This is a genomic window from Pseudolabrys sp. (genome assembly GCF_050250095.1).
Taxonomy (GTDB): Bacteria; Pseudomonadota; Alphaproteobacteria; order Rhizobiales; family Xanthobacteraceae; genus Pseudolabrys.
On the sequence record NZ_JBFWPH010000003.1, the window covers coordinates 76,007 to 97,749 of the forward strand.

General features: G+C 66.7%; 16 protein-coding genes. 6 read left to right on the forward strand and 10 right to left on the reverse strand.

What is annotated here, in order from left to right:
* Positions 1-8: 8 nt before the first annotated feature.
* Positions 9-536: an arsenate reductase ArsC gene (locus AB7F10_RS09830; protein ID WP_428560234.1), complete on the reverse strand. Its 528-nt coding sequence runs from the start codon at positions 534-536 to the stop codon at positions 9-11.
* Positions 533-868 (reverse strand): ArsR/SmtB family transcription factor, encoded by a 336-nt coding sequence (locus tag AB7F10_RS09835; protein ID WP_428560236.1) that lies wholly within the window; start codon positions 866-868, stop codon positions 533-535. Before AB7F10_RS09835 ends, AB7F10_RS09830 begins: the two co-directional genes overlap by 4 nt.
* A 96-nt stretch (positions 869-964) precedes the next feature.
* Between AB7F10_RS09835 and AB7F10_RS09840 the strand changes: the two genes are divergently transcribed.
* Positions 965-2,110, forward strand: a complete 1,146-nt coding sequence (locus AB7F10_RS09840) for an ATP-dependent DNA helicase (protein WP_428560238.1) — start codon at positions 965-967, stop codon at positions 2,108-2,110.
* Here AB7F10_RS09840 and AB7F10_RS09845 read toward each other — a convergent pair.
* From AB7F10_RS09845 to AB7F10_RS09860, 4 genes are all read right to left on the reverse strand, one after another.
* Positions 2,107-4,323 (reverse strand): 3-hydroxyacyl-CoA dehydrogenase NAD-binding domain-containing protein, encoded by a 2,217-nt coding sequence (locus AB7F10_RS09845; protein WP_428560240.1) that lies wholly within the window; start codon positions 4,321-4,323, stop codon positions 2,107-2,109. The genes AB7F10_RS09840 and AB7F10_RS09845 overlap by 4 nt on opposite strands.
* 38 nt (positions 4,324-4,361) lie before the next feature.
* Positions 4,362-5,570: an acetyl-CoA C-acetyltransferase gene (locus AB7F10_RS09850; protein ID WP_428560242.1), complete on the reverse strand. Its 1,209-nt coding sequence runs from the start codon at positions 5,568-5,570 to the stop codon at positions 4,362-4,364.
* Positions 5,571-5,703: 133 nt separating this feature from the next.
* A complete protein-coding gene (locus AB7F10_RS09855) occupies positions 5,704-6,828 on the reverse strand; it encodes an acyl-CoA dehydrogenase family protein (RefSeq protein WP_428560244.1) in 1,125 nt (374 codons plus the stop codon).
* A 161-nt stretch (positions 6,829-6,989) separates the two neighbouring features.
* Positions 6,990-8,153: an ABC transporter substrate-binding protein gene (locus AB7F10_RS09860; protein WP_428560246.1), complete on the reverse strand. Its 1,164-nt coding sequence runs from the start codon at positions 8,151-8,153 to the stop codon at positions 6,990-6,992.
* A gap of 143 nt (positions 8,154-8,296) precedes the next feature.
* Between AB7F10_RS09860 and AB7F10_RS09865 the strand changes: the two genes are divergently transcribed.
* Entirely contained in the window at positions 8,297-9,346 is a 1,050-nt protein-coding gene (locus AB7F10_RS09865) for an LLM class flavin-dependent oxidoreductase (RefSeq protein WP_428560248.1), read from the forward strand.
* A gap of 3 nt (positions 9,347-9,349) precedes the next feature.
* Here the strand turns inward: AB7F10_RS09865 and AB7F10_RS09870 are convergent, their stop codons facing one another.
* On the reverse strand, positions 9,350-10,573 hold the full coding sequence (locus AB7F10_RS09870) for an FAD-dependent monooxygenase (RefSeq protein ID WP_428560251.1): 1,224 nt from the start codon (positions 10,571-10,573) through the stop codon (positions 9,350-9,352).
* A 212-nt stretch (positions 10,574-10,785) separates the two neighbouring features.
* Between AB7F10_RS09870 and AB7F10_RS09875 the strand changes: the two genes are divergently transcribed.
* Positions 10,786-11,154 carry a hypothetical protein gene (locus AB7F10_RS09875; RefSeq protein WP_428560253.1) on the forward strand — a complete coding sequence of 123 codons (369 nt, stop codon included), beginning with the start codon at positions 10,786-10,788 and terminating at the stop codon, positions 11,152-11,154.
* A 76-nt stretch (positions 11,155-11,230) separates the two neighbouring features.
* On the opposite strand, the gene AB7F10_RS09880 is transcribed toward AB7F10_RS09875, so the two are convergent.
* Positions 11,231-13,024, reverse strand: coding sequence for an acyl-CoA dehydrogenase C-terminal domain-containing protein (locus tag AB7F10_RS09880; protein ID WP_428560256.1), 1,794 nt, complete (start codon positions 13,022-13,024; stop codon positions 11,231-11,233).
* 336 nt (positions 13,025-13,360) lie between these two features.
* Here AB7F10_RS09880 and AB7F10_RS09885 point away from each other — a divergent pair, with 336 nt between their 5' ends.
* From AB7F10_RS09885 to AB7F10_RS09895, 3 genes are all read left to right on the forward strand, one after another.
* Complete coding sequence (locus tag AB7F10_RS09885; RefSeq protein ID WP_428560259.1) at positions 13,361-16,582, forward strand: hypothetical protein; 3,222 nt, start codon at positions 13,361-13,363, stop codon at positions 16,580-16,582.
* A gap of 169 nt (positions 16,583-16,751) precedes the next feature.
* Positions 16,752-17,678, forward strand: coding sequence for a sulfite exporter TauE/SafE family protein (locus AB7F10_RS09890; RefSeq protein ID WP_428560261.1), 927 nt, complete (start codon positions 16,752-16,754; stop codon positions 17,676-17,678).
* On the forward strand, positions 17,675-18,466 hold the full coding sequence (locus tag AB7F10_RS09895; RefSeq protein ID WP_428560263.1) for a TIGR02186 family protein: 792 nt from the start codon (positions 17,675-17,677) through the stop codon (positions 18,464-18,466). Before AB7F10_RS09890 ends, AB7F10_RS09895 begins: the two co-directional genes overlap by 4 nt.
* A gap of 12 nt (positions 18,467-18,478) precedes the next feature.
* On the opposite strand, the gene pdeM is transcribed toward AB7F10_RS09895, so the two are convergent.
* The gene (gene pdeM, locus AB7F10_RS09900; protein ID WP_428560265.1) at positions 18,479-19,189 is read right to left on the reverse strand and encodes a ligase-associated DNA damage response endonuclease PdeM; all 711 of its coding nucleotides are present in this window, start codon (positions 19,187-19,189) and stop codon (positions 18,479-18,481) included.
* Entirely contained in the window at positions 19,189-21,720 is a 2,532-nt protein-coding gene (locus AB7F10_RS09905) for a ligase-associated DNA damage response DEXH box helicase (protein ID WP_428560267.1), read from the reverse strand. Before AB7F10_RS09905 ends, pdeM begins: the two co-directional genes overlap by 1 nt.
* Between the last annotated feature and the right edge of the window lie 23 nt (positions 21,721-21,743).

Consider the following 21,743-nt stretch of genomic DNA (forward strand, 5'->3'; position numbering starts at 1 on the left):
AGTTGAACTCAATGCTCTGCCTTCGCAAGCGCGGTCGCGCCCTGCTCCTTGCCGATCGCCTTGAGTCTCGCCTGCAGCGTCATGCGATCGAGCTTCTGCATCGGCAGCGCAAGAAACAGCTCGATGCGCCGCGCCAGCATGCGATAGGCGTCCATGAAGGCGGCGGCGATTTCGGCGTCGGTGCCCGTAGCTTCGGCGGGATCGGGCACGCCCCAATGCGCCGTCATCGGCTGGCCCGGCCAGACCGGACAGGCTTCACCGGCGGCGTTGTCGCAGACGGTAAACACGAAATCGAGTTGCGGCGCGCCGGGCTGCGCGAACTCGGTCCACGCCTTCGAACGGAACTGCGAGGTGTCGTAATTCAACCCGCGCAGCAACGCGATCGTATGCGGGTTGACCTGACCCTTGGGCTGGCTGCCGGCGCTGAAGGCGCGGAAATGTCCGCCGCCCTCGCGGTTCATGATCGCCTCGGCGATGACCGAGCGCGCCGAATTGCCGGTGCAAAGAAACAGCACGTTGTAGATGCGATCGCTCATGTCACAGCCGCCTTCCGCCGGCTTCGCGCCGGCTTGCAGAGATCGGGACGTCCGCCGCAGCATTGATCGGTCAGATAGCCGACAAGGTCGTTCATCGCGTCGAGCCGCGCGGAATAAATCATCGAGCGGCCGTCGCGGCGCACGGTGACAAGGCCGGCCTCGCGCAGCCGGTCGAAATGGAAGGTCAACGTATTGGGCGCGAGACCGAGCGACGCCGCGACGGCGCCGGCGGGCATGCCGTCGGGGCCGGCCTGCACCAGCAGCCGGTACACATCGAGGCGATTGTCCTGGGCGAGCGCGGCCAGCGCGGCGACGGCGTCCGACGTTTCCATAATTCAACGAATATTGAAATAACACGAAAAGTCAAGCCGCCCGCCAACGTCTTAATTTCTTTGAGGATTGCAGACATTCATCTAAGCATGCCGGCGATGACTCAGTTCACCCCGCATCAGGACGCCGCCCTGAAGGCCGTGTCCGCCTGGCTCGAGGACGCGCCGGGCGAGAACGACAGCCCGCAGGTGTTCCGCCTGTTCGGCTATGCCGGAACCGGCAAGACGACACTGGCGCAAACCATTGCCGAAGGCGTCGACGGCGATGTGAAGTTCGCGGCCTTCACCGGCAAGGCCGCGTCGGTGATGCGCGCCAAGGGATGCCGCGGCGCCTCCACGATTCACAGCCTGATCTATCGTACCCGCGAGAGCGGCGAGGAAATTCCGAGCTTCGATCTGTGGGACGAAGCGCCGGCTTCCAAGGCCTCCCTCATCATCATCGACGAATGTTCGATGGTCGATGCCGAGCTGGGCCGCGACCTGCTCTCCTTCGGCGTGCCGGTGCTGGTGCTCGGCGATCCGGCGCAGCTGCCGCCGGTCCAGACCGGCGCCAATGCCGGCGGCTTCTTCACCGAAGCCGAGCCCGACGCGATGCTGACCGAAGTTCACCGCCAGGCGCAGGACGATCCGATCGTGCGGCTGTCGATGCAGGTGCGCGAAGGCGAGCGCATCGAACCGGGCGACTATGGCGAGACGCAGGTGGTCCGGCGCAACGCGCTCGATCCACAGCGCGTCATCAATGCCGATCAGGTGCTGGTCGGCCGCAACGTGACGCGGCGCAACTACAACCTGCGCATGCGCGAGCATCGCGGCTTCGAGGGCGAACTGCCGGCCGCCGGCGACAAGCTGGTGTGCCTGCGTAACAACCGCAAGAAAGGCCTGTTCAACGGCGGCCTTTGGACGGTGAAGGAACGCACCGGCGCCAAGCGCGCCAGCAAGACCGCGCCGAAGTCCGGCATTCTGGGGATGCGTCTGCTGCCGGACGACGAGAGTGGGCTGCGCGGCGTCAAAGTTTCGGTGCGGCGGGAATGCTTCACCGGCGGCATCGAGCAGGTCGAATGGGACAGGCGCCGCCCCTACGACGAATTCGACTACGGCTATGTGCTGACCGTGCACAAGGCGCAGGGGTCGCAGTGGGACGATGTCGTGCTGTTCGACGAGTCCTATGCGTTCAAGGACAGCCGCGAACGCTGGCTCTATACCGGTATTACCCGCGCAGCGAAGCGGCTGACCGTGGTTGTTTAAGCCGCTTCCTTCGAGCGCGCCGGCGGGAACCGCTGGTAGAAGCGCTCGTCGGTCGCCGCCATGTCGATGAGCAGCTTGTTCGGCTTGAAACGCGGACCGTGCTTGGCCGCGAGCCGCTCGCACAGCGCGACGAATTTCCGCGTGCCCATCATGTCGATATAGGACAGCGTGCCGCCCGAGAACGGCGCGAAACCGAAACCGAGGATCGAACCGACATCGGCCTCGCGCACATCGGTGATGACGCCGTCCTCCACCGTGCGCGCCGCCTCGAGCGCCTGCGTGACGAGGAACCGCTGCTTCAATTCCTCGACATCGAGCGCATCGATCTCCTCGCGCGACAGGTGTTTCGGCTGAAGCTCGGCGAGCCCCGGCCACAGCCGCTTCGGGGCGTTCTGCGGATAGTCGTAGAAGCCCTTGCCGTTCTTGCGGCCCATGCGGCCGTTTTTCTCGACCAGATCCTCGGCAAGCTTCATCTGCGCCGGCGGCACGACGCCCTTGCCGAGGTCGGCTTCGGTGGCGCGCAGGATGCGCAGGCCGAGATCGAGCCCCGTCTCGTCGTTGAGCGACAGCGGGCCGACCGGCATGCCGGCCATCCGCGCGGTGTTCTCGATCATCGCCGCCGGGATGCCTTCCAGCAGCATCAGGTGGCCTTCCTGGATGTAATTGAGCACGCAGCGGTTGGCGTAGAAGCCGCGCGAGTCGTTCACCACAATGGGGGTCTTGCGGATGACGCGGACGAAATCGAGCGCCGCGGCCAGCGCCTTGTCGCCGGTGTTCTTTCCGAGGATGATCTCGACCAGCATCATGCGGTCGACCGGCGAAAAGAAGTGGATGCCGATGAATCGTTCGGGCTCGCCGAAGCTTTCGGCCAGCGACGTGATCGGCAGTGTCGAAGTGTTCGACGCAAAGACGATATCCTTGCCCATGGCGGCCTTGGCCTTGGCGAAGGCTTCGGCCTTCACCTTGCGGTCCTCGAACACCGCCTCGACGATCAGGTCGCAATCCTTCAGCGCGGCATAATCCGCCGTCGGCGTGATGCGCGCGAGAATGGCGTCGCGCTCTTCGGCCTTGACGCGCCCCTTGGCGACGCGGTCGCTGATCTGCTTGTGCAGCGCCGCCTTGCCCTTGTCGGCGCTCTCCTGATCGCGGTCGATGACGACGACCTCGAGACCGGCCATCGCGCTGACATGCGAAATGCCCATGCCCATGAAGCCGGCGCCGAGCACGCCGATCTTCTTCAGTTTCGTCGGCGGCACCGCGGCCGGACGGCGCGCGCCCTTGTTCAGCTCCTGTATCGAGACGAACAGTGTGCGGATCATCGCCGCCGCTTCCGGCGAGCGCAGGATTTTCGCGAACCAGCGCGACTCGACGCGCAACGCCTGATCCATCGGCAGTTGCAGGCCCTCGTAGATCACCTGCAGCAACGCGCGCGCAGCGGGATAGTTGTCGTAAGTTTCGCGGCGGTAGATCGCATTGGCCGGCGGGAACACCATCATGCCGGCCTTGGAATAGACCGGGCCGCCGGGCAGCTTGAAGCCGTCGACGTCCCACGGCGCCTTGGCTTTGCCGCCGGCCTTGATCCAGTCCTTCGCCGTCTTGATGAGATCGTCCGGCGCAACGACGTTGTCGATCAGCTTCATCGCCTTGGCGCGATCGAGTTTCAGCTGGTCGCCCTTCAGGAGCATCTGCATGGCATCGGCGGGCGGGATCATGCGCGCGACGCGCTGGGTGCCGCCGGCGCCGGGAAACAGCCCGACCTTGATTTCCGGCAGGCCGAGGCGCGTCTTCGGGTTCTGCGACGCGACGCGGTGATGGCAGGCCAGCGTCAGTTCGAAGCCGCCGCCGAGCGCGGTGCCGTTGATCGCGGCGACCCACGGCTTGCCGCAGGTCTCGATGCGGCGATAGAGCTGCGACAGCTTGCGGCTTTCGGTGAACAGCGTCTCGGCCGCGGCTTCCGCGCCCTGCTGCTTCTGCATATGCGCGAACACTCCGACCAGCCTTTCCAGCATGGTCAGATCCGCGCCGGCACAGAACGTCTCCTTGCCCGAGGTGATGACAGCGCCCTTGACGCCCGCGTCCGCCGCGAGTTTCTCGACGATGCCGGACAGTTCCTCGATGGTCGCCATGTCGATGACGTTCATCGTCTTGCCGGGCGCGTCCCAGGTGACGAGCGCGATGCCGTCGGCGTCGGTTTCGACAGTGAAGCTGGTCATGGCTGCCTCGCTGAAAATGGGATTCGCCGAAAGAAAGGTTAGACGCGCTCGATAATGGTCGCGGTGCCCATACCGGCACCGATGCAGAGCGTAATGAGCGCGGTGTTGACGTCGCGCCGCTCCATCTCGTCGATCGCGGTGCCGAGAATCATCGCGCCGGTCGCGCCGAGCGGATGACCCATCGCGATCGCGCCGCCGTTGACGTTGACCTTGGCGGGATCGAGATCGAACGCCTGCAGATAACGCAGCACCACCGCGGCGAAAGCCTCGTTGACCTCGATCAAGTCGATGTCGTCGAGCGTCATGCCGGTGCGTTTCAGAAGCTTGTTGGTGACGTCGACCGGGCCGGTCAGCATGATCGCCGGCTCGGAGCCGATATTGACGAAGGCCTTGATGCGCGCGCGGGCTTTGAGGCCGGCGGCGGCGCCCGCCTCTTTCGTGGCGATCAGCACCGCCGCTGCGCCATCGACGATACCGGACGAATTGCCGGCGTGATGGACGTGATTGATCGCCTCGATTTCGGGATGCGCCTGAATGGCGACGGCGTCGAAGCCGCCGAGTTCACCCATCTGCACGAAGGACGGGTTGAGCTGCGCTAGCGATTGCATCGTGGTGTCAGGCCGCATGTGCTCATCTTTGGCGAGAATCGTCAGGCCGTTCGGATCCTTGATCGTGATGACGGACTTGTCGAAGCGGCCCTCGTTCCAGGCCTGCGCGGTCCGTTTCTGGCTTTCGACCGCATAGGCGTCGACATCGTCGCGCGAGAAGCCGTATTTCGTCGCGATCAGATCGGCCGAAATACCCTGCGGCATGAAATAGCTCGGCACCGCGATCGAAGGATCGACCGGCCACGCGCCGCCAGACGCGCCGATGCCGACCCGGCTCATCGATTCGATGCCGCCGCCGATCGTCATGTCGTGCTGGCCGGACATCACCTGCGCGGCAGCGAAGTTCACCGCGTCGAGGCCGGAGGCGCAGAACCGGTTGATCTGCACGCCGGGCACCTTCTGATGAAAACCCGCCTTCAGCGCGGCGACGCGGGCGATGTCGCCGCCGGCCTCGCCGACCGGGTCGACGCAGCCGAGCACCACGTCGTCGACGATGTCGTCGGCGAGTCCGTTGCGCTCTTTGATGGCGGCGAGCGTCTGGCTGGCAAGCTCCAGCGCCGTGACCTCATGCAGCGCCCCATCCGCCTTGCCGCGGCCGCGCGGCGAGCGAACATGGTCGAAGATAAAAGCGTCCGGCATGGTCTATCTCCAAGCTCGCTGTCGTCATGCCCGGCTTTATGCCGGGCATCCACATCTTACTGATAGAGATAAAGACGTGGATGGCCGGGACAAGCCCGGCCATGACGCTGAATTGTGTGATCTGTCCGCACGCTCACAAACTCCGCGCGATCAACAATTTCATGATCTCATTGGTTCCCGCATAGATACGCAGCACACGCGCATCGCGATAGAGCCGCGAGATCGGATATTCGTCCATATAACCATAGCCGCCGAACAGTTGCAGGCAGCGGTCGATCACTTCTCCGCAGGTATCCGACAGGCGGTATTTCGCCATCGAGGCGGTCACGGTGTCGAGTTGACCGGCGATATGCTGCTCGATGCAATAATCGAGGAACACCTTGGCGATGGTCGCCTCGGTCTTGCACTCGGCCAGCACGAACTGGGTGTTCTGGAACTCGAGGATCGTCTTGCCGAACGCCTTGCGCTGCTTGACGTAGTCGACGGCGAGCGCGACGGCGCGCTCCATCATCGCGACGGCGTGCAGCGCGACGATCAGCCGCTCCTGCGGCAGTTCCTTCATCAGCTGATAGAAGCCCTGCCCTTCCTCGGTGCCGAGCAGGCTGTCGGCCGGCAACTGCACGTCCTCGAAGAACAGTTCGGAGGTGTCGGCGGCGTCCTGCCCGAGCTTCTTCAGCTTGCGGCCGCGGCGGAAGCCCTGTGCCTTGTCGGTCTCGACCACCATCAGCGAGACGCCCTTGGCGCCGGCCGCGGCGTCGGTCTTGGCGACGACGATGATGAGATTGGCGTGCTGGCCGTTGGTGATGAAGGTCTTGGAGCCGTTGAGCAGATAACCGTTGCCGGACTTCCTGGCGCTGGTGCGCACGCCCTGCAGATCGGAGCCGGTGCCGGGCTCCGTCATCGCGATGGCGCCGACCAGCTCGCCGGTCGCGAGCTTCGGCAGCCAGCGCTTCTTCTGATCTTCCGTGCCGTAATGAAGAATGTAGGGCGCGACGATGCCGGAATGCAGCGGCGCGCCGAAACTGTCGAAGCCGGCGAGGCTCAGCTCGCGGTTGATGACTGCCTCATGGCCGAAATGGCCGCCGGCGCCGCCATACTCCTCCGGCATCGTGGCGCACAGCAGCCCGGCCTCGCCCGCCTTGGTCCAGACCTCGCGCTCATACATGCCCTTGTCGTGCCAGCGCTCGAGATGCGGCACGTATTCGGCATCGATAAAGCGCCGCGCCTGCTCCTCGAGCAGAACGAGGTCTTCGGTCATCCAGCGGGGACGGGGGAGATTGAGGGCTTCCATGGACCGGCTGATCGTGGCGACTCAATGTGGCCAACCATAGGCCTTGTCAAAAGGGCGCGCGAGGGGGAAACCCGCGCGCGCCCTGAGCCTGAGAAGTGCTTCGGCGGTCTGCCGAATTTTACTGCCGGTTACTTGTGAGCCGGGTCCTTGACGTCCTTGATGGTGTCGATCTCGACATTCCGGACGGCGCCGCCGACCTTCTCCACCTTGCGGATGTAGACGTTCTGCACGACGTCGCGGGTCTGCGGGTCGATCGACATCGGGCCGCGCGGGCTCTCCCACTTCATGCCCTTGGCCGCCGCGATCAGCGAGTCGCCGTCGGTCTTGCCGCCGGTCTTCTTCAAAGCCTCGTAGATCAGGTGCATGCCGTCCCAGGCGCCGATCGAGAACACGTCCGGGTTACGCTTGAACTCGGCGTTGTAGGCCTTGACGAAATCCTCGTTCGCCTTGGACTTGTGCTCCCAGGAATAGTGAAACACCGTGCGGATGCCGAGCGCGGCGTCGCCCATGGACTTGAGCGCGTTGTCGTCCATGGTGATCTCGCCCTGGCCGAGCACCTTGGTGGCCGGGAAGCCGCGCTCCTGCATCGCCTTCGCCATCGCCGGCGGCTGCGCGCCGCCCGGGATGAAGATGAAGACGGCGTCGGGATTGACGTCCTTGGCCTTCTGCACATAGGCCGAGAAGTCAGGATTGGCGACGGCCATGCGCACATTGCCGACGATGTCGCCGCCGGCTTCCTTGAAGCCCTTGGTGAACCAGGTCTCGGCGTCGATGCCGGGGCCGTAGTCCGCCACCATCGTGTAGACCTTCTTCACGCCGTTCTTCTGCGCCCATTTTCCGAAAGCGTATTCGAGCTGCGGAATGGTGAGCGAGGTGCGCGCGATGTAGGGCGACTTCTCGGTGATGACCGAGGTCGCGGCGTTCATCACGACCATGAACTTCTTGGCTTCGGCCGAGATGTCGGCGGCGCCGAGCGCTTCCGGCGTCAGCGTGAAGCCGGCGATGATGTCGACCTTGTCGCGCACCACGAGTTCCTGCGCGAGACGCTTGGCGACGTCGGGCTTCGGACCGCCGGTGTCCTTGCGGATGATCTCGATCTTCTTGCCGGCGACGGTGTCGCCGTATTTTTTCAGGAACAGCTTGACGCCATTGTCCATCTGCGCGGCGGTGTCGGCGAACTGGCCGGAATAGGCCATGATGAGGCCGATCTTGATGGTGTCAGCCGCCTGCGCTGCGCTGGCGCCGACCAGCAAGGCGGCGGCGCCGCACAAGAGTGCAGTCATTTTACGCATTGGTTCCTCCCGAGAGGTCTTGGCAATTGCGACCGCCTGATGCGGCCTCGCCGGGACGGTAACTGATCGGATTCGCGAGGGTCAATGAAACTTCAGGTAAATTGCCCACGCCTGCCCAACGCTGGACAAGGCCGCCGCCGGCGATGCACAACGCGACAGTCATCCAGGGTTTTCGCGTGCTCGACTTCGGCATCTTCGATCATCTCGACGCCAGCGGCGCGCCACTGGCTCCGTTCTTCGAGGACCGGCTGCGGCTGATCGCGCTGGCCGAGCGCGCCGGATTCACCGGCTATCACCTCGCCGAGCACCACTCGACGCCGCTCGGCACCGCCGGCAGCCCCGCCGTGTTCCTCGCCGCCGCGATCCAGCGGACGTCGACCATCCGGCTCGGCGCGCTGGTCCATGTCATGCCGCTCTATCACCCGCTGCGGCTCTACGAGGAAATCTGCATGCTCGACCACCTGAGCGGTGGCCGCATCATGCTCGGGGTCGGCCGCGGCGGCGCGCTCGAGGAGCACCGCCGGTTCGGCGTCGCGCCGGAGGATGCCTCCCCGCTCAATCACGAAGCCTTCGCGGTGCTGATGCAGGCCTTCGACAGCGACGTCGTGAACTTCGAGGGCAGGCATTTCGCCTTCAAGGATTACGTCGTGACGCTGAAGCCCGCGCAGCGTCCGCATCCGCCGCTGTGGTACGGCGCGCCGAGCGCGGAGGCCATTGTCTGGGCGGTGCCAAAGGCGATGAACGTCGTCTCGCTCGGGCCTGCCGCGCGCGCCGCCGAAATCGCCGCACGCTACAGAAAGGAATGGGCTGCGCTCGGCCGCGCGGAAGCCGATCTGCCGCGCATCGGCATTACCCGGCACGTTGTGATCGCTGCGACCGACGACGCCGCGAGGCAAATCGCGCGCCGCGCCTATGCGCGCTGGATCGACGCGATGACCTATATCTGGCGGCGCGGCGGTATCGCGTTTCCGCTGGCCGATATCTATCCGCAGGACTGGGATGCGCTGGAAACGATCGGCCACGGCGTCGCGGGATCGCCGGACACCGTCGCCGCCTATCTCGACGATCTGGAGCGGCAGACCGGCATCAACTACGTCCTGTGCCAGACCACCTTCGGCGACATGAGCTTTGCCGAAGCCTCGGCCGCCCTCGATCTGTTCGGCCGCGAGATCGCGCCGCGCTTCAAGCGGTAATCGTCAAGCCACCAGCGTCTCGGGCGGCAGACCGAGATAATCCTCGCTCGCCTTCGCCGCATCGTAGTCATAGATCCAGTCCGTCGCGCCGATCGACCATTCGGCGTCGCCCGCCAGCATGCGGACGTCGCGCGCACGCTGCTCCGGTCCGTCGGGGAGATGATTGCGGGTCTTGTTGCCGCGCGCGATCAATTGAATCTTCGAGGTGCGTGGCCGCCGCAGGCTTTCGTAACGCGCGAGCGCCGCCGCCATGTCGCCGCCGCGTTTCAGGCAGGCCGCGAGCACGCAGCCGTCTTCGATGGCCTGCGCCGCGCCCTGCGCGAGAAACGGCAGCATCGGATGGCAGGCATCGCCGAGCAGCGTCACGCGGCCGGTCGACCAGCGCGGCAGCGGCTCGCGGTCGAACAGGCCCCATACGAAAATCTCGTTCACCGCGCCGATCAGGCTCGTGACTTGTGGGTGCCAGCCGTCATAGGCGGCGAGCACGTCCTTGATATCGCCGCGCTCGGTCCAGGATTCCTTGGTCCAGCCGTCGCGGTCGACGAGGCAAACGAAATTGATCAGCCGCTCGCCGCTGACCGGATAGTGCACGAAGTGCTTGCCCGGCCCCATCCAGAGCTGCGACTCCTTCGGCAGATCGAGATGCGCGACCTTGTCCGCCGGCACCATGCCGCGCCAGGCGACACAGCCGGTGAAGCGCGGATGCTCCTCGCCGTAGAGCACTCGCCGCACCGCCGAATGGATGCCGTCGGCGCCGACCGCGGCGGAGGCCGTCGCCGTTGCGCCGTTTTCGAACGACAGCGTGACCTTGCGACCGTCGTCGGTGAGCGTCGCCAGCTTGTGGCCGAGATGCAAACGCCCGGCGGGGATCGCCGCCGCCAGCATGCCGAGAATATCGGCGCGATGCGTGGTGTAGAGCGGCGCGCCGAATTCCGGCGGCGTGCGCGATGCGAGCTCGCTGAGCAGCAGCGTCTGGCCGTCCTGCCAGCGGCGCTGCCGCCACGCGAGCGGCGCAACACCGGCTGCCTCCATCGCGTCTTTCAGGCCGAGACCGTAGAGCAACAGGCTGGCATTGGGACCGATGACGAGCCCGGCGCCGACTTCGCGCAGCTCGCGGGCCTGTTCGTAGACATGCACGTCGAATCCCGCGCGCAGCAGCGACAGCGCCGCGGAGAGTCCGCCAATACCGCCGCCGACAACGGCGATGGGAAGATTCTGTTGATTCATCGTGCGCAGCGTCCCGCGAGGCTCCTGGGCTTGTCATGCCACGGACGGGCCAATTTTGAAACATCGCAGCGCCGCAGTTTTCCGAACATCACCACATCGCCGCCGAATTGCCTGCACATTCGCTGCACATATGAGGTTTTCCGCGTTGAGCGGAACGCATGCTCCCACCATGTGTTTTCAACCGCAGTGTGCAGACTGAAAAGGAGAGTTCCATGCGCAAGACAGCATTGGCGATTGCAGCCGCCGCAACCGTTGCGGCTTTGTCGACTCCGGCTTTCGCGGAAATGAACCGCACCACCGCCGCGGCCGAAGTCGGCACCGGCGCGGTGGTCGGCACCGTGGCGGGCGTCGGCCTCTATAACGGCTGGTGGGGCGCGACCGCCGGCGGCGTTCTGCTGCCCACGACCGCGGCCGGCGCAGTGGCGACCGGTGGCGTGGCCGGCGTCGGAACCGTCGCGCTGATCGACTCGGTCATTCAGCCGTGCCGCGGCTTCCACGCGGTGTTCGGCGCCAACAGGGATGCCTGCGTCAACGGCCAGTATGTGGGCGAACGCCCCGGCCCGCGCCGATATTACCGCTAACGCCGGCAATCGGCGTCAATGAAAGATGCCGGACAGGCGCGAGCCCGTCCGGCATTTTTTGTTCCCGTGACCTGCACTAGAACGCGTCGGCCGGAAGCTCCATCGTCGAATCGGCCCCGACCTGGATGCGCGCAAGCCGCGTCGCGGTTTCCGGCAGCATCCGCTCCATGAAGAAACGCGCGGTGACGAGCTTGGCGTTGTAACGCGGCGCAGAGCCGTTGGCCGACGGCAGCTTGTCGAGCGCGGCCTCCGCGATTTTGCACCACATGAAGCCGAGCGCGACGAGGCCGAACAGGTGCATGTAGTCTGTCGCGCCCGCGCCGGCATTGTCGGGCTTCGCCATCGCGTTCTGCATGAACCACATGGTACCCTGCTGCAGATGGCCGAGCGCGGCGTTCATCGGCCCGACATAGGGCTTCATCTTGTCGTCGCCGCTCTTGTCCTTCAGATAAGCGCCGACCTCGTTGAAGAAGGTCATCACGGCGCGGCCGCCATCGCGGCCGAGCTTGCGGCCGACGAGATCGAGCGCCTGGATGCCGTTGGCGCCTTCGTAGATCTGCGCGATGCGCGCGTCGCGCACGAACTGCTCGACGCCGTGCTCGGCGATGTAGCCGTGGCCGCCGTAGAGCTGCTGCGCCATCACGGTGTTGGCGAAGCCGGTGTCGGTCAGCACGCCTTTGATCACCGGCGTCAGCAGGCCCATGTGATCGTCGGCGCTCTGGCGCTCCTTTTCATCTTCCGAGCGATGCGCGACGTCGCCGCGCAGCGCGGTCCACAACACGAGGGCGCGCGCCGCCTCGTTGAAGGCACGGATCGTCATCAGCGTGCGCCGCACGTCCGGATGGACGATGATCGGATCGGCCGGCTTGTCCGGCGCCTTCACGCCGGTCAGCGAACGGCCCTGCAACCGCTCCTTCGCGTAAAGCGCGGCGTTCTGATAGGCGACCTCCGACTGCGCGAGGCCCTGCACGCCGACGCCGAGCCGCGCCTCGTTCATCATCACGAACATCGCATTGAGGCCGCGGTTTTCCTCGCCGATCAGCCAGCCCTGCGCGCCGTCGTAATTCATCACGCAGGTGGCGTTGCCGTGGATGCCCATCTTCTCTTCGATCGAACCGCAGCTGACGCCGTTATGCGCGCCGAGCGAGCCGTCATCCTTCACCAGCATTTTCGGCACCACGAACAGCGAAATGCCCTTGGTGCCGGCAGGCGCGCCTTCGATGCGCGCCAGCACGAGGTGAATGATGTTGCCCGCCATGTCGTGCTCGCCGGCGGAGATGAAGATCTTGGTGCCGGTGATGCGATAGCTGCCGTCCGCCTGCTTCACCGCCTTGGTGCGGAGCAGGCCGAGATCGGTGCCGCAATGCGGCTCGGTCAGGTTCATGGTGCCGGTCCATTCGCCGGCGACCATCTTCGGCAGATATTTCGTCTTCAGCTCGGGCGCGGCGTGAACCAGCAGCGCGGCGATCGCGCCCTGCGTCAGGCCGGGATACATGGCGAAGGCCATGTTGGCCGAGCACATATACTCGTTGACGATCTGAGTGAGCACGCTCGGCAGGCCCTGCCCGCCGAACTCGTCCGGGATCGAGATGCCGACCCAGCCACCGTCGCGAAGCTGGCCGAAGGCCTCCTTGAAACCGGCGGGCGTCGTCACCCGGCCGTCGTCGTGGCGCTCGCAGCCCTCGCGGTCGCCGACGCGGTTGAGCGGCGCCAGCACCTCCTCGCAGAATTTGGCGGCCTCGCCCAGGACCGCCTCGACCACGTCGGGCGACGCGTCGGCGAAGCCCGGCAGATTGCTGTACCGCTCCATGTGGAAGACGTCGTTCAACAGGAACAAGGTGTCGTCCACCGGCGCCCTATAGATCGGCATCGTCAGCTCCCCAGCGGCCGTCCGAACGATCCCCCGATCGTCCGTGGAGGACGGCCTTGCACGGCGAATCGCCGCTTTTACGGGTGATTGTCGCAGGGCGCTTCTAGCGCCCGCTTAAGGAGAGGATGTGACTGCGGTTAAGGCGAACGAACCGATAATTGGCAGTTTTTATCGATTTTCCGGGCACTTCCGGCAATCATTAACCGGCTGTTTACCGTAAACGTTAAAGAGTCAGACACCGGACTGCGGACCGGCGCGCAGCGGAGCCTTGTTCGGCGCGCGTCTTTTTCGCGTCGGCCGAGCGAACCAGGCGCCTCTTCCGGAATGTAGGCGAGCATGAAACTAGGCGTCCCGTGGGGTCTGAAGGGAATTAAGCCGGAGGCTCGCGATGCGGCCAAGGAAGCCGCGCGGCGCGCCGGCATGTCGCTCGACGAGTGGCTGAATTCCGCGATCGCTCATTCCGCCGCCCAGATGGGCGTGCAGCAGCACGGCCAGCAGCTCGCACATTATCCCGCCGTCGCCGGCGGCCGTTACGACCCGCATGCGCCGCTGCCACCGGGCCAGCGCCCCGGCCAGCCGCCGCGCGGTCCCGAAGCTTACGCGCCGCCGCATCTGCGCGCTGCGCAGCGGATGGCGATGGCGGCTCTGCCGCATCTGCCGAAGGCGCCTGCGCTTCAGCCTGCGATGCAGCCGCAGCGCCCGCCGGTGCGCTGGTCGCAGGACATCGATCACGCCGTCGCCGAGATTTCCGCGCGCCAGCACGCGCTCGGCGCGCCGGGACATCCGGCCGCGGCCCGGCAAGCGCCGCAACATGCGCCGGCGCCGCGCCGCGCGCCGCACGGCTTTGCACCCCCGCCCGCTGCCGCGGCGCCGCAGACCGCCATGCGCCAGACGGTGCCCGCGCAAGACCTGTCCGGCCTCGAGGAGCACCTCAAGCACATCACCGCGCAGATCGAGACGCTGCGCAAACCGGGGGTCGAGGAAGCGATCAACGCGCTGCGCGGCGAGCTGTCCGAGATCGGCCGCGCCATGACCGAGGCGATGCCGCGGCAGGCGATCCAGGCAATCGAGGCGCAGGTTCACGAACTCGGCGACCGCATCGCCGAAGGCCGTCAGAACGGCGGCAATCACGAAGCCCTGGCCGGCCTCGAGCACGGCCTGATGGAAGTCCGCGAGGCGCTGCACACGCTGACGCCGGCGGAAAGCCTCGTCGGCTTCAACGAGGCGATCCATAACCTCGCACACAAGATCGATTACATCGTCGCGCAAAAAGACCCGGCGATGCTGCAGCAGCTTGAAGGCGCCATCGTCACGCTGCGCGGCATCTCCGACCACATCGCGTCCAACGAAATGGTCGGCCGTCTCGCCGGCGATGTCGAGGCGCTGTCCGAGAAGATCGAGCGCATCGCCAATGCCGCCGGGGCCGGCGACGCGCTGGCCAATCTTGAGCACCGCATCGCCGCGCTGTCCGACGCGCTGGCCGCCCGCAGCCAGAACGGCGACCACGTTCCGCCCCGGCTCGAAGCGCTGGTGGAATCGCTGTCCGACAAGATCGAGCGGATCCAGCACTCAAGCAGCGACGGCGTCTTCGTCAGCCATCTCGAGGACCGCATCGTCAAGCTGGTCGAGCGGCTCGACGTTTCCGACTCGCGCCTCAGTCATCTCGAGGCGGTCGAGCGCGGCCTCGCCGACCTGCTCGTCTATATCGAGGATCTGCGCCAGCAGAAGACCGGCGCTGCGCCCGGCGCCATGCCCGAAGTGCACGCGCTCAAGGACGACATGGCGCGCACCAAGGTCTCGCTCGACGCGGTGCATGGCACGCTCGGTCATGTGGTCGACAGGCTGGCGGCGATCGAGATGAATTTCCGGCGCGCGGCGCCTGCGCAGCAGGCGCAGCCGCAGCAGGCGCAGCAGCAGCCGCAGGTGCCGCTGAACCAGATCCGTTTCGACGACGACGAGCCGCTCGAACTGCCGGTGAGCAAGATCGCGGTGCGCGCCGTGCCGGCCGATGCGCCGGTGGCGCCGGCGGCGCCGAAGGCTGCGGCGGCGCAGCTTCCCGCGCAGGTGCCGGCTCCGCAGGCGCAAGCCCCGGCCGCGCCGAAGCCGCGCCCGCCGATGCAGGGCAAACGCAAGCCGATCAATCCCGACCTGCCGCCCGACGAGCCGCTCGAACCCGGCACCCGCATGCCGGCAAGCCCGGCCGAACGTATCGCCGCCTCCGAGGCCGATCTCGGCGAGGCGAAGCCCGAGGACGAGAAACCCAAAGGCGGCAAGTCGTTCTTCCTCGCCGCCGCGCGGCGCGCCGCCAAGGCTGCCTTGCGCGACAAGAGCCCGCGCACCGCGAAAGCCCCCAAGGCGCCGCGCGCCATCAAGACCCGCGAGCCGGCTGACTTCGCCAGCGAGGATATGCCCTCGCTGCGGCCGAGCCTGTTCCATCGCATGAAGAAACTGCTGGTGGCGGCGAGCGTGATCGCCATCGTCATCGGCCTCGTTCAGATCGCGGCGAACTACTACAACCTCGGCCGCCCCGGCGTTGAGACGAAGGAGCCGGCGGCCAACACCGTCCGTCCGCTGTCGCAAACCGAAGCCGCGCGGAAATTCGCGGCAGCGCCGGCAGGTGCCCCCGGTTCCATATCCGGTTCCTTGCCCGGCTCGCTGCCGGCGATGAACAAATACGGCGTCGTGCGCAACCCGGCAGCGACCCCCGCGGTTCCCGGCGTGCCGACGGCGGCGCTGTCGTCGGCGCCGGAACTGAACGGCCAGCTGCTGTCGCCGACCGCGCCCGACGTGACGGGCTCGATCAGGAAGCCGGACGCCGCCGCGTCCAGCCATTCCAGCAATGCCGAGCGCCTGCCCGCCGCGATCGGCGGCACCAAGCTGCGCGAGGCCGCGCTCGCCGGAAATCCGGCGGCGGCCTACGAAGTCGGCGTGCGCTATCTCGAAGGCCGCGGCGTTCCGGCCAACAACGAGGAAGGCGTGCGCTGGATGGAACGCGCGGCCGCCAAGAACCTCGCTCCCGCCCAGTTCCGCCTCGCCAGCATGCTGGAAAAGGGACGCGGCGTGAAAAAGGACGTCGCGCGCGCCCGCAAGCTCTACGCCGCAGCCGCCGATCAGGGCAACGGCAAGGCGATGCACAATCTCGCCGTGCTCTACGCCGAAGGCGTCAACGGCCGCCCCGACTACACGGCCGCCAGCGACTGGTTCAAGAAGGCCGCCGAGCGCGGCGTGTCCGACAGCCAGTACAATCTCGCGGTTCTCTACGCGCGGGGCCTCGGCGTCGAAAAGAACTTCAACGAATCCTACAAGTGGTTCGCGCTGGCGGCGGCGCAGGGCGACAAGGAAGCCGCCCACAAGCGCGACGACGTCGCCGGCCAGATCGACGCCCGCACGCTCGCCCGCCTGCAGAAGGCGGTGAAGGCCTGGACCCCGCAGCGCCAGCCCGACGCCGCCATCAACGTGCCGGCCCCGGCCGAAGGCTGGGACGAAGCGACACCCCACAGCGCGCCGGTCAAGTCGGCGGCGAAGACCGCCGGCAGCTTCCAGGTCGGAAAACGGTGAACGTTTCACCCAATCGCTGATTTGTCATCGCATTCGGCGTCGATGCGGCTATTGTGAGCCGATCTGGCGATGCGCCTCCGATGCCGGTCCACAATGTCGCAGCCCGACCGGGCGGGCGGCCTGACATTTCCGGCGCGGAACCATCGCGCCGAAATCCGGATCGCGCCGCTTGCAGATCTACCTGCCGATAGCCGACCTGCCGGTGAACATGTTCCTCATTCTCGGAATGGGGCTCGCGGTCGGCTTCATTTCCGGAATGTTCGGCATCGGCGGCGGCTTCCTGATGACGCCGCTGCTGATTTTCGTCGGCATCAGCCCCGCGGTCGCGGTGGCAAGCGTCGCGAGCCACATCGCGGCATCGTCGTGCTCCGGCGCGATCAATTACTGGCGGCGGCGTACCATCGACATATCGCTCGCACTGATGCTGCTGATCGGCGGCTTCACCGGCACCGCGGGCGGCGTGTGGCTGTTCTCGAAGCTGCGCGCCCTCGACCAGCTCGATCTCGTCATCGGCCTGTCCTACGTCACGCTGCTGTCGGTGGTCGGCGGGCTGATGATCCACGAAAGCGTGCGGGCGATCCTGCGCGCGCGCAAAGGCCAGCCTGCCGTGCCGCGCCGCCCGGGCAGCCACGCCTGGTTTCACGGCCTGCCCTACAAGATGCGCTTCAAGCGCTCCAAGATCTACGTCTCCGTCATTCCGGTGCTGGTGATCGGCTTCATCATCGGCTTCATCGGCGCGATCATGGGCATCGGCGGCGGCTTCCTGCTGGTGCCGATGCTGATCTACCTGCTGCGGGTGCCGACCTCGACCGTGATCGGCACCTCGATGGTGCTCACCCTCGTCACGATGGCCTCGGCGACCGTGCTGCATGCCGCCACCAATCATCTGGTCGATGCGGTGCTCGCGCTCATCCTGATGGTCGGCGGCGTGGTCGGCGCGCAGTTCGGCGCGCGCACCGGGCAGAAAATGAGCGGCGAGCGGCTGCGGCTGATGCTCGGCGCGCTGGTCTTCGCGGTCGGGCTGCGGTTCGCCTATGAGCTGGTCGTGCAGCCGGACGCGCTCTATTCCATCCGCCTTGTATCGGGTGGGCCATGACACGCGGGGCAAAACGCGCAGCGGCATGGCTGACCGCGCTCGCCGTCGCGGGCTTTATGGTCGCGCCCGCTTTCGCCGAACGGCTGGTGGTGTCGCTGTCCACCCATCGCGTCACCATCGCGGCCAACTTCGTGGGCGAGGATCTCGTGCTGTTCGGCACCATCGAGCCGGACCCGGCGGGCCAGCAGCTGCGCTCGATCTACGATCTCGTCGTCACCGTCGCCGGGCCGAAGAAGGACTTCCGCACGCGGCGCAAGGAACGGGTGCTCGGCATCTGGGTCAACGTCGATGCGCGCGAGTTCGTGCGCGTGCCGTCCTATCTTGCGGTGCTGTCGAACCGGCCGGCGAAGGAAATCGCCGGCCCCGACGTCGCACGGCGGCTGCAACTCGGCCTCGACAATTACATCCTCACGCAGCGGATCGGCCCGGACTTCGCCGACACGGTGCGCGACGATCCGTTCCGCACCGCCTTCATCAAGCTCGAGCAAGAGCACGGCATGTATTACGAGAAGCCGACGTCGGTGACCTATCTCACGCCGACGGTGTTCCGCGCGACGATCCCGTTGCCGTCCAACGCGCCGATCGGAACATACAATGTCGACGTCAAGCTGCTCGGCGGCGGCGAATTGCTGACCCGCACCACCACCGCGCTGGAGATCACCAAGGTCGGCATCGAGCAGTTCGTGGCCGACGCGGCGCGCGACTACGGCTTCTTCTACGGGCTTGCGACCGCGTTTCTGGCGCTGCTGACCGGCTGGTTCGCGAGCGTGGTGTTCCGGCGGGACTAGCGGCCGCCGATCTCACCTGTCGCCGAGGCAGCGCCGCGCGGCGATCGGGTAAAGCCTGCGGTCGCCCATCATATGCGCGGTGAAGGCGAGCGTGCCGAACAAGTCGGCGAAGGCGGCGTCGCGGATATTCAGTCCGCCGGCGTAAGCACCGAAGGCCGGCATCACCAGCCGCGCGTCGTCCGCCGCAAAGCAACGGCGGCTGACGACACGGCCGCGCTGGCGCACCCGCGCGACCGGATGCAGGTGTCCCGCGATTTCGCCGGCGTCGCCCGAGGGAATATGCCGGAAGGTCAGCGCGCCGATCTTGGTTTCGGCGACGAAACTGCCGCCGATATTCTCGGCCGGATCGGGATCGTGATTGCCGGTGATCCAGATCCAGTCGCGGCCGCGCTGCATGGCGCGCAGGGCGGCGCGGTCGGTATCGACCAGCCGCGCCGGACCGCGACGGTCATGGAAACTGTCGCCCAGCGCGATCACCATGCGCGGTGCATAATGCGAGACGCAACGCGACAGCCGCGCCAGCGTCGAGGCGGTATCATAGGGCGGCAGCATGATGCCGCGCTCGGCGAAGCTCGAGCCTTTTTCGAGATGCAGGTCGGCAACGACGAGAACATTCTCGTCCGGCCAATAGACGACGCCATCCGGATCGCCGGCCAGCATCGCGCCCGCAACCTCGATCGGGTTCGGCCAGGCGAGCGGTCGCGCGGTCACGGCCGGCTGCATCAGTGCATCGCTTCCTTGATCAACTCGTCGGCGGCTTCGGCCAGGAGCGAGTCCGCCGCCTCGCCATAGACCATCTCGCGGCCGATCTCCAGCAGCGCCGGAACCGCCAGCGGCGAAACATGGTCCAGCGCCTTATGGACGATTCGGCCCTCGATGCGCGAGAGCATGTCGCCAAGCCGCCGGATGTCGAGCAGGCCGGTCGCGGCGTCCGCCCGCGCCGCCCGCAGCAGCAGATGATCCGGCTGGTGCTTGCGCAGCACGTCGTAGACGAGATCGGTCGAGATGGTGAGCTGGCGGCGGGTCTTCTCCTCGCCGGGGAAGCGCCGCTCGATCAGCCCGGCGATGATCGCGCAACTGCGGAAGGTGCGCTTCATCAACGCGGATTCGGCGAGCCACGCCTCGAGGTCGTCGCCCAGCATGTCCTTGTCGAACAGCGCGGCGAGCGACAGGCCGCCGCGCGCGATGCGCAGCGCGACGTCGCCCGCGCCCCACACCGCCAGCGCATATTCGTTGGCGACGAAGCCGAAGGGTTTCAGCCCCGCGCGTTCGAGCCGCCGCGTCAGCAGCATGCCGAGCGTCTGGTGCGCGAGCCGGCCCTCGAACGGATAGCAGACGAGATAATGCTTCTCCGCGCGCGGAAAGGTTTCGACCAGCAGATCGCCCGGCGGCGGCAGCATCGAGCGCCATTGCTGGATGTCGAGCCATTCGCGCACCTGCTCCGGCAGCGCGCGCCGCGCCGCGCTGTCCGCCAGCAGCGCGCGCACACGGGCGGCGAGATAGGTCGAAAGCGGAAATTTGCCGCCCTCGTAGGACGGCACTTTCGGATCGGTGGCGCTGGAGCGCGAGACATAAACCTCGTCCTCGACGATCGCCTCGTATTTCAGGATTTCGCCGGCGAACACGAAGGTGTCGCCCGGCGCCAGCATCTCGATGAAATATTCCTCGACCTGGCCGAGCAGGCGCCCGCCGCGCGGGATCTGCGCGCCCGAACGCCGGGAGCGCATCAACCGCACCTTCAGCATGTCGGCCTCGACGATGGTGCCGATGTTCATGCGATAGCGCTGCGCGACGCGCGGATGCGCGATGCGCCAGCGGCCGTCCTTGCCCTGACGGATTTTCGCGAAGCGTTCATAGGCTTTCAGCGCATAGCCGCCGGTGGCGACGAAATCGACCGCGGCATCGAAGTCGGCGCGCGCGAGGTCCGCATAGGGCGCGGCGGCGCGCACCTCGTCGTAAAGCTCGTCGGCAAGGAACGGCTCGCCGCAGGCGCGGCCGAGAATGTGCTGCGCCAGCACGTCGAGCGCACCGGTCCGCAACGGCGGCGTGTCCTGAGCATTCTCCTTCACCGCGTCGATCGCCACCGTGCACTCCAGCACCTCGAAGCGGTTCGCCGGCACCAGCACCGCGCGCGACGGCTCGTCGAGCCGGTGATTGGCGCGGCCGATGCGCTGCATCAGCCGTGACGAGCCTTTCGGCGCGCCGACATTGACGACCAGATCGACATCGCCCCAATCGATGCCGAGATCGAGCGACGAGGTGCAGACCACCGCGCGCAGCCGGCCCGCCGTCATCGCCGCTTCGACCTTGCGGCGCTGCGCGACATCGAGCGAGCCGTGATGCAGCGCGATGGCGAGATTGTCGTCGTTCACCGTCCAGAGTTCCTGGAACAGAAACTCGGCCTGACTGCGGGTGTTGACGAAAACCAGCGTCGTCTTGTGATCCTTGATGAGCTGGTAGATCTCAGCCAGCGCGTGGCGCGCCGAATGACCGGCCCAGGGAATGTGCGCGAGGCTGTCGAGCATGTTGACGTCGGGTTTGGCGCCGCCCTCCGCGATGACCAGATCGGCCATCGCCGTGCGTCCCGGCGGCTGCGGCACCAGATAGCGCCGCAGGTCGTCGGGCGCGGCGACCGTCGCGGACAGGCCGACCGTCGCGATCTGCGGCGCGAGCGCAAACAGCCGCGCGAGATCGAGCGAGAGGAGATCGCCGCGCTTCGACAGCACCAGCGAATGCAATTCGTCGAGGATGACCCGGCGCAGCGTGCCGAACAGGAACGGCGCGTCGGCGCTGGCGAGCAAGAGCGCCAATTGCTCCGGCGTGGTCAGCAGAATGTCCGGCGGATCGCGGCGCTGGCGCTGGCGGCGCGAGGCCGGCGTGTCGCCGGTGCGTGTCTCGAGCCGCACCGGCAGACCCATCTCGGCGACGGGCGCTTCGAGGTTGCGGGCGATGTCGACCGCCAGCGCCTTGAGCGGCGAGATGTAAAGCGTGTGCAGGCCCTGCGCGCGGGCGACCGCGCGGCCCGACGAGCGCAGCTTTCCGGCCGGCGCGGCGCGCTCGGTCAGTTCCACCAGCGACGGCAGGAAACCGGCCAGCGTCTTGCCGGCGCCGGTCGGCGCGATCAGCAGCGTCGAGCGGCCGGCACGCGCATGCGCCAGCAGTTCGAGCTGATGCGCGCGCGGCTGCCAGCCGCGCCTGGCGAACCAGCGCGCGAAGATCTCCGGCAATGGCGGCTGGCGTTCCGATGGCGTCATATGGGCGCTAGACTATCATGGCG

Excerpts from the sequence above, each read along its gene's own strand:
- AB7F10_RS09875 (WP_428560253.1), top strand. The coding sequence starts at position 10,786 with ATGCGCAAGACAGCATTGGCGATTGCAGCCGCCGCAACCGTTGCGGCT.
- AB7F10_RS09885 (WP_428560259.1), top strand. The coding sequence starts at position 13,361 with ATGAAACTAGGCGTCCCGTGGGGTCTGAAGGGAATTAAGCCGGAGGCT.
- AB7F10_RS09835 (WP_428560236.1), bottom strand. The coding sequence starts at position 868 with ATGGAAACGTCGGACGCCGTCGCCGCGCTGGCCGCGCTCGCCCAGGAC.
- AB7F10_RS09855 (WP_428560244.1), bottom strand. The coding sequence starts at position 6,828 with ATGACCGAAGACCTCGTTCTGCTCGAGGAGCAGGCGCGGCGCTTTATC.
- AB7F10_RS09905 (WP_428560267.1), bottom strand. The coding sequence starts at position 21,720 with ATGACGCCATCGGAACGCCAGCCGCCATTGCCGGAGATCTTCGCGCGC.
- AB7F10_RS09845 (WP_428560240.1), bottom strand. The coding sequence starts at position 4,323 with ATGACCAGCTTCACTGTCGAAACCGACGCCGACGGCATCGCGCTCGTC.
- AB7F10_RS09880 (WP_428560256.1), bottom strand. The coding sequence starts at position 13,024 with ATGCCGATCTATAGGGCGCCGGTGGACGACACCTTGTTCCTGTTGAAC.
- AB7F10_RS09895 (WP_428560263.1), top strand. The coding sequence starts at position 17,675 with ATGACACGCGGGGCAAAACGCGCAGCGGCATGGCTGACCGCGCTCGCC.
- AB7F10_RS09840 (WP_428560238.1), top strand. The coding sequence starts at position 965 with ATGACTCAGTTCACCCCGCATCAGGACGCCGCCCTGAAGGCCGTGTCC.
- AB7F10_RS09860 (WP_428560246.1), bottom strand. The coding sequence starts at position 8,153 with ATGCGTAAAATGACTGCACTCTTGTGCGGCGCCGCCGCCTTGCTGGTC.
- AB7F10_RS09870 (WP_428560251.1), bottom strand. The coding sequence starts at position 10,573 with ATGAATCAACAGAATCTTCCCATCGCCGTTGTCGGCGGCGGTATTGGC.
- AB7F10_RS09865 (WP_428560248.1), top strand. The coding sequence starts at position 8,297 with ATGCACAACGCGACAGTCATCCAGGGTTTTCGCGTGCTCGACTTCGGC.
- AB7F10_RS09850 (WP_428560242.1), bottom strand. The coding sequence starts at position 5,570 with ATGCCGGACGCTTTTATCTTCGACCATGTTCGCTCGCCGCGCGGCCGC.
- pdeM (WP_428560265.1), bottom strand. The coding sequence starts at position 19,189 with ATGCAGCCGGCCGTGACCGCGCGACCGCTCGCCTGGCCGAACCCGATC.
- AB7F10_RS09830 (WP_428560234.1), bottom strand. The coding sequence starts at position 536 with ATGAGCGATCGCATCTACAACGTGCTGTTTCTTTGCACCGGCAATTCG.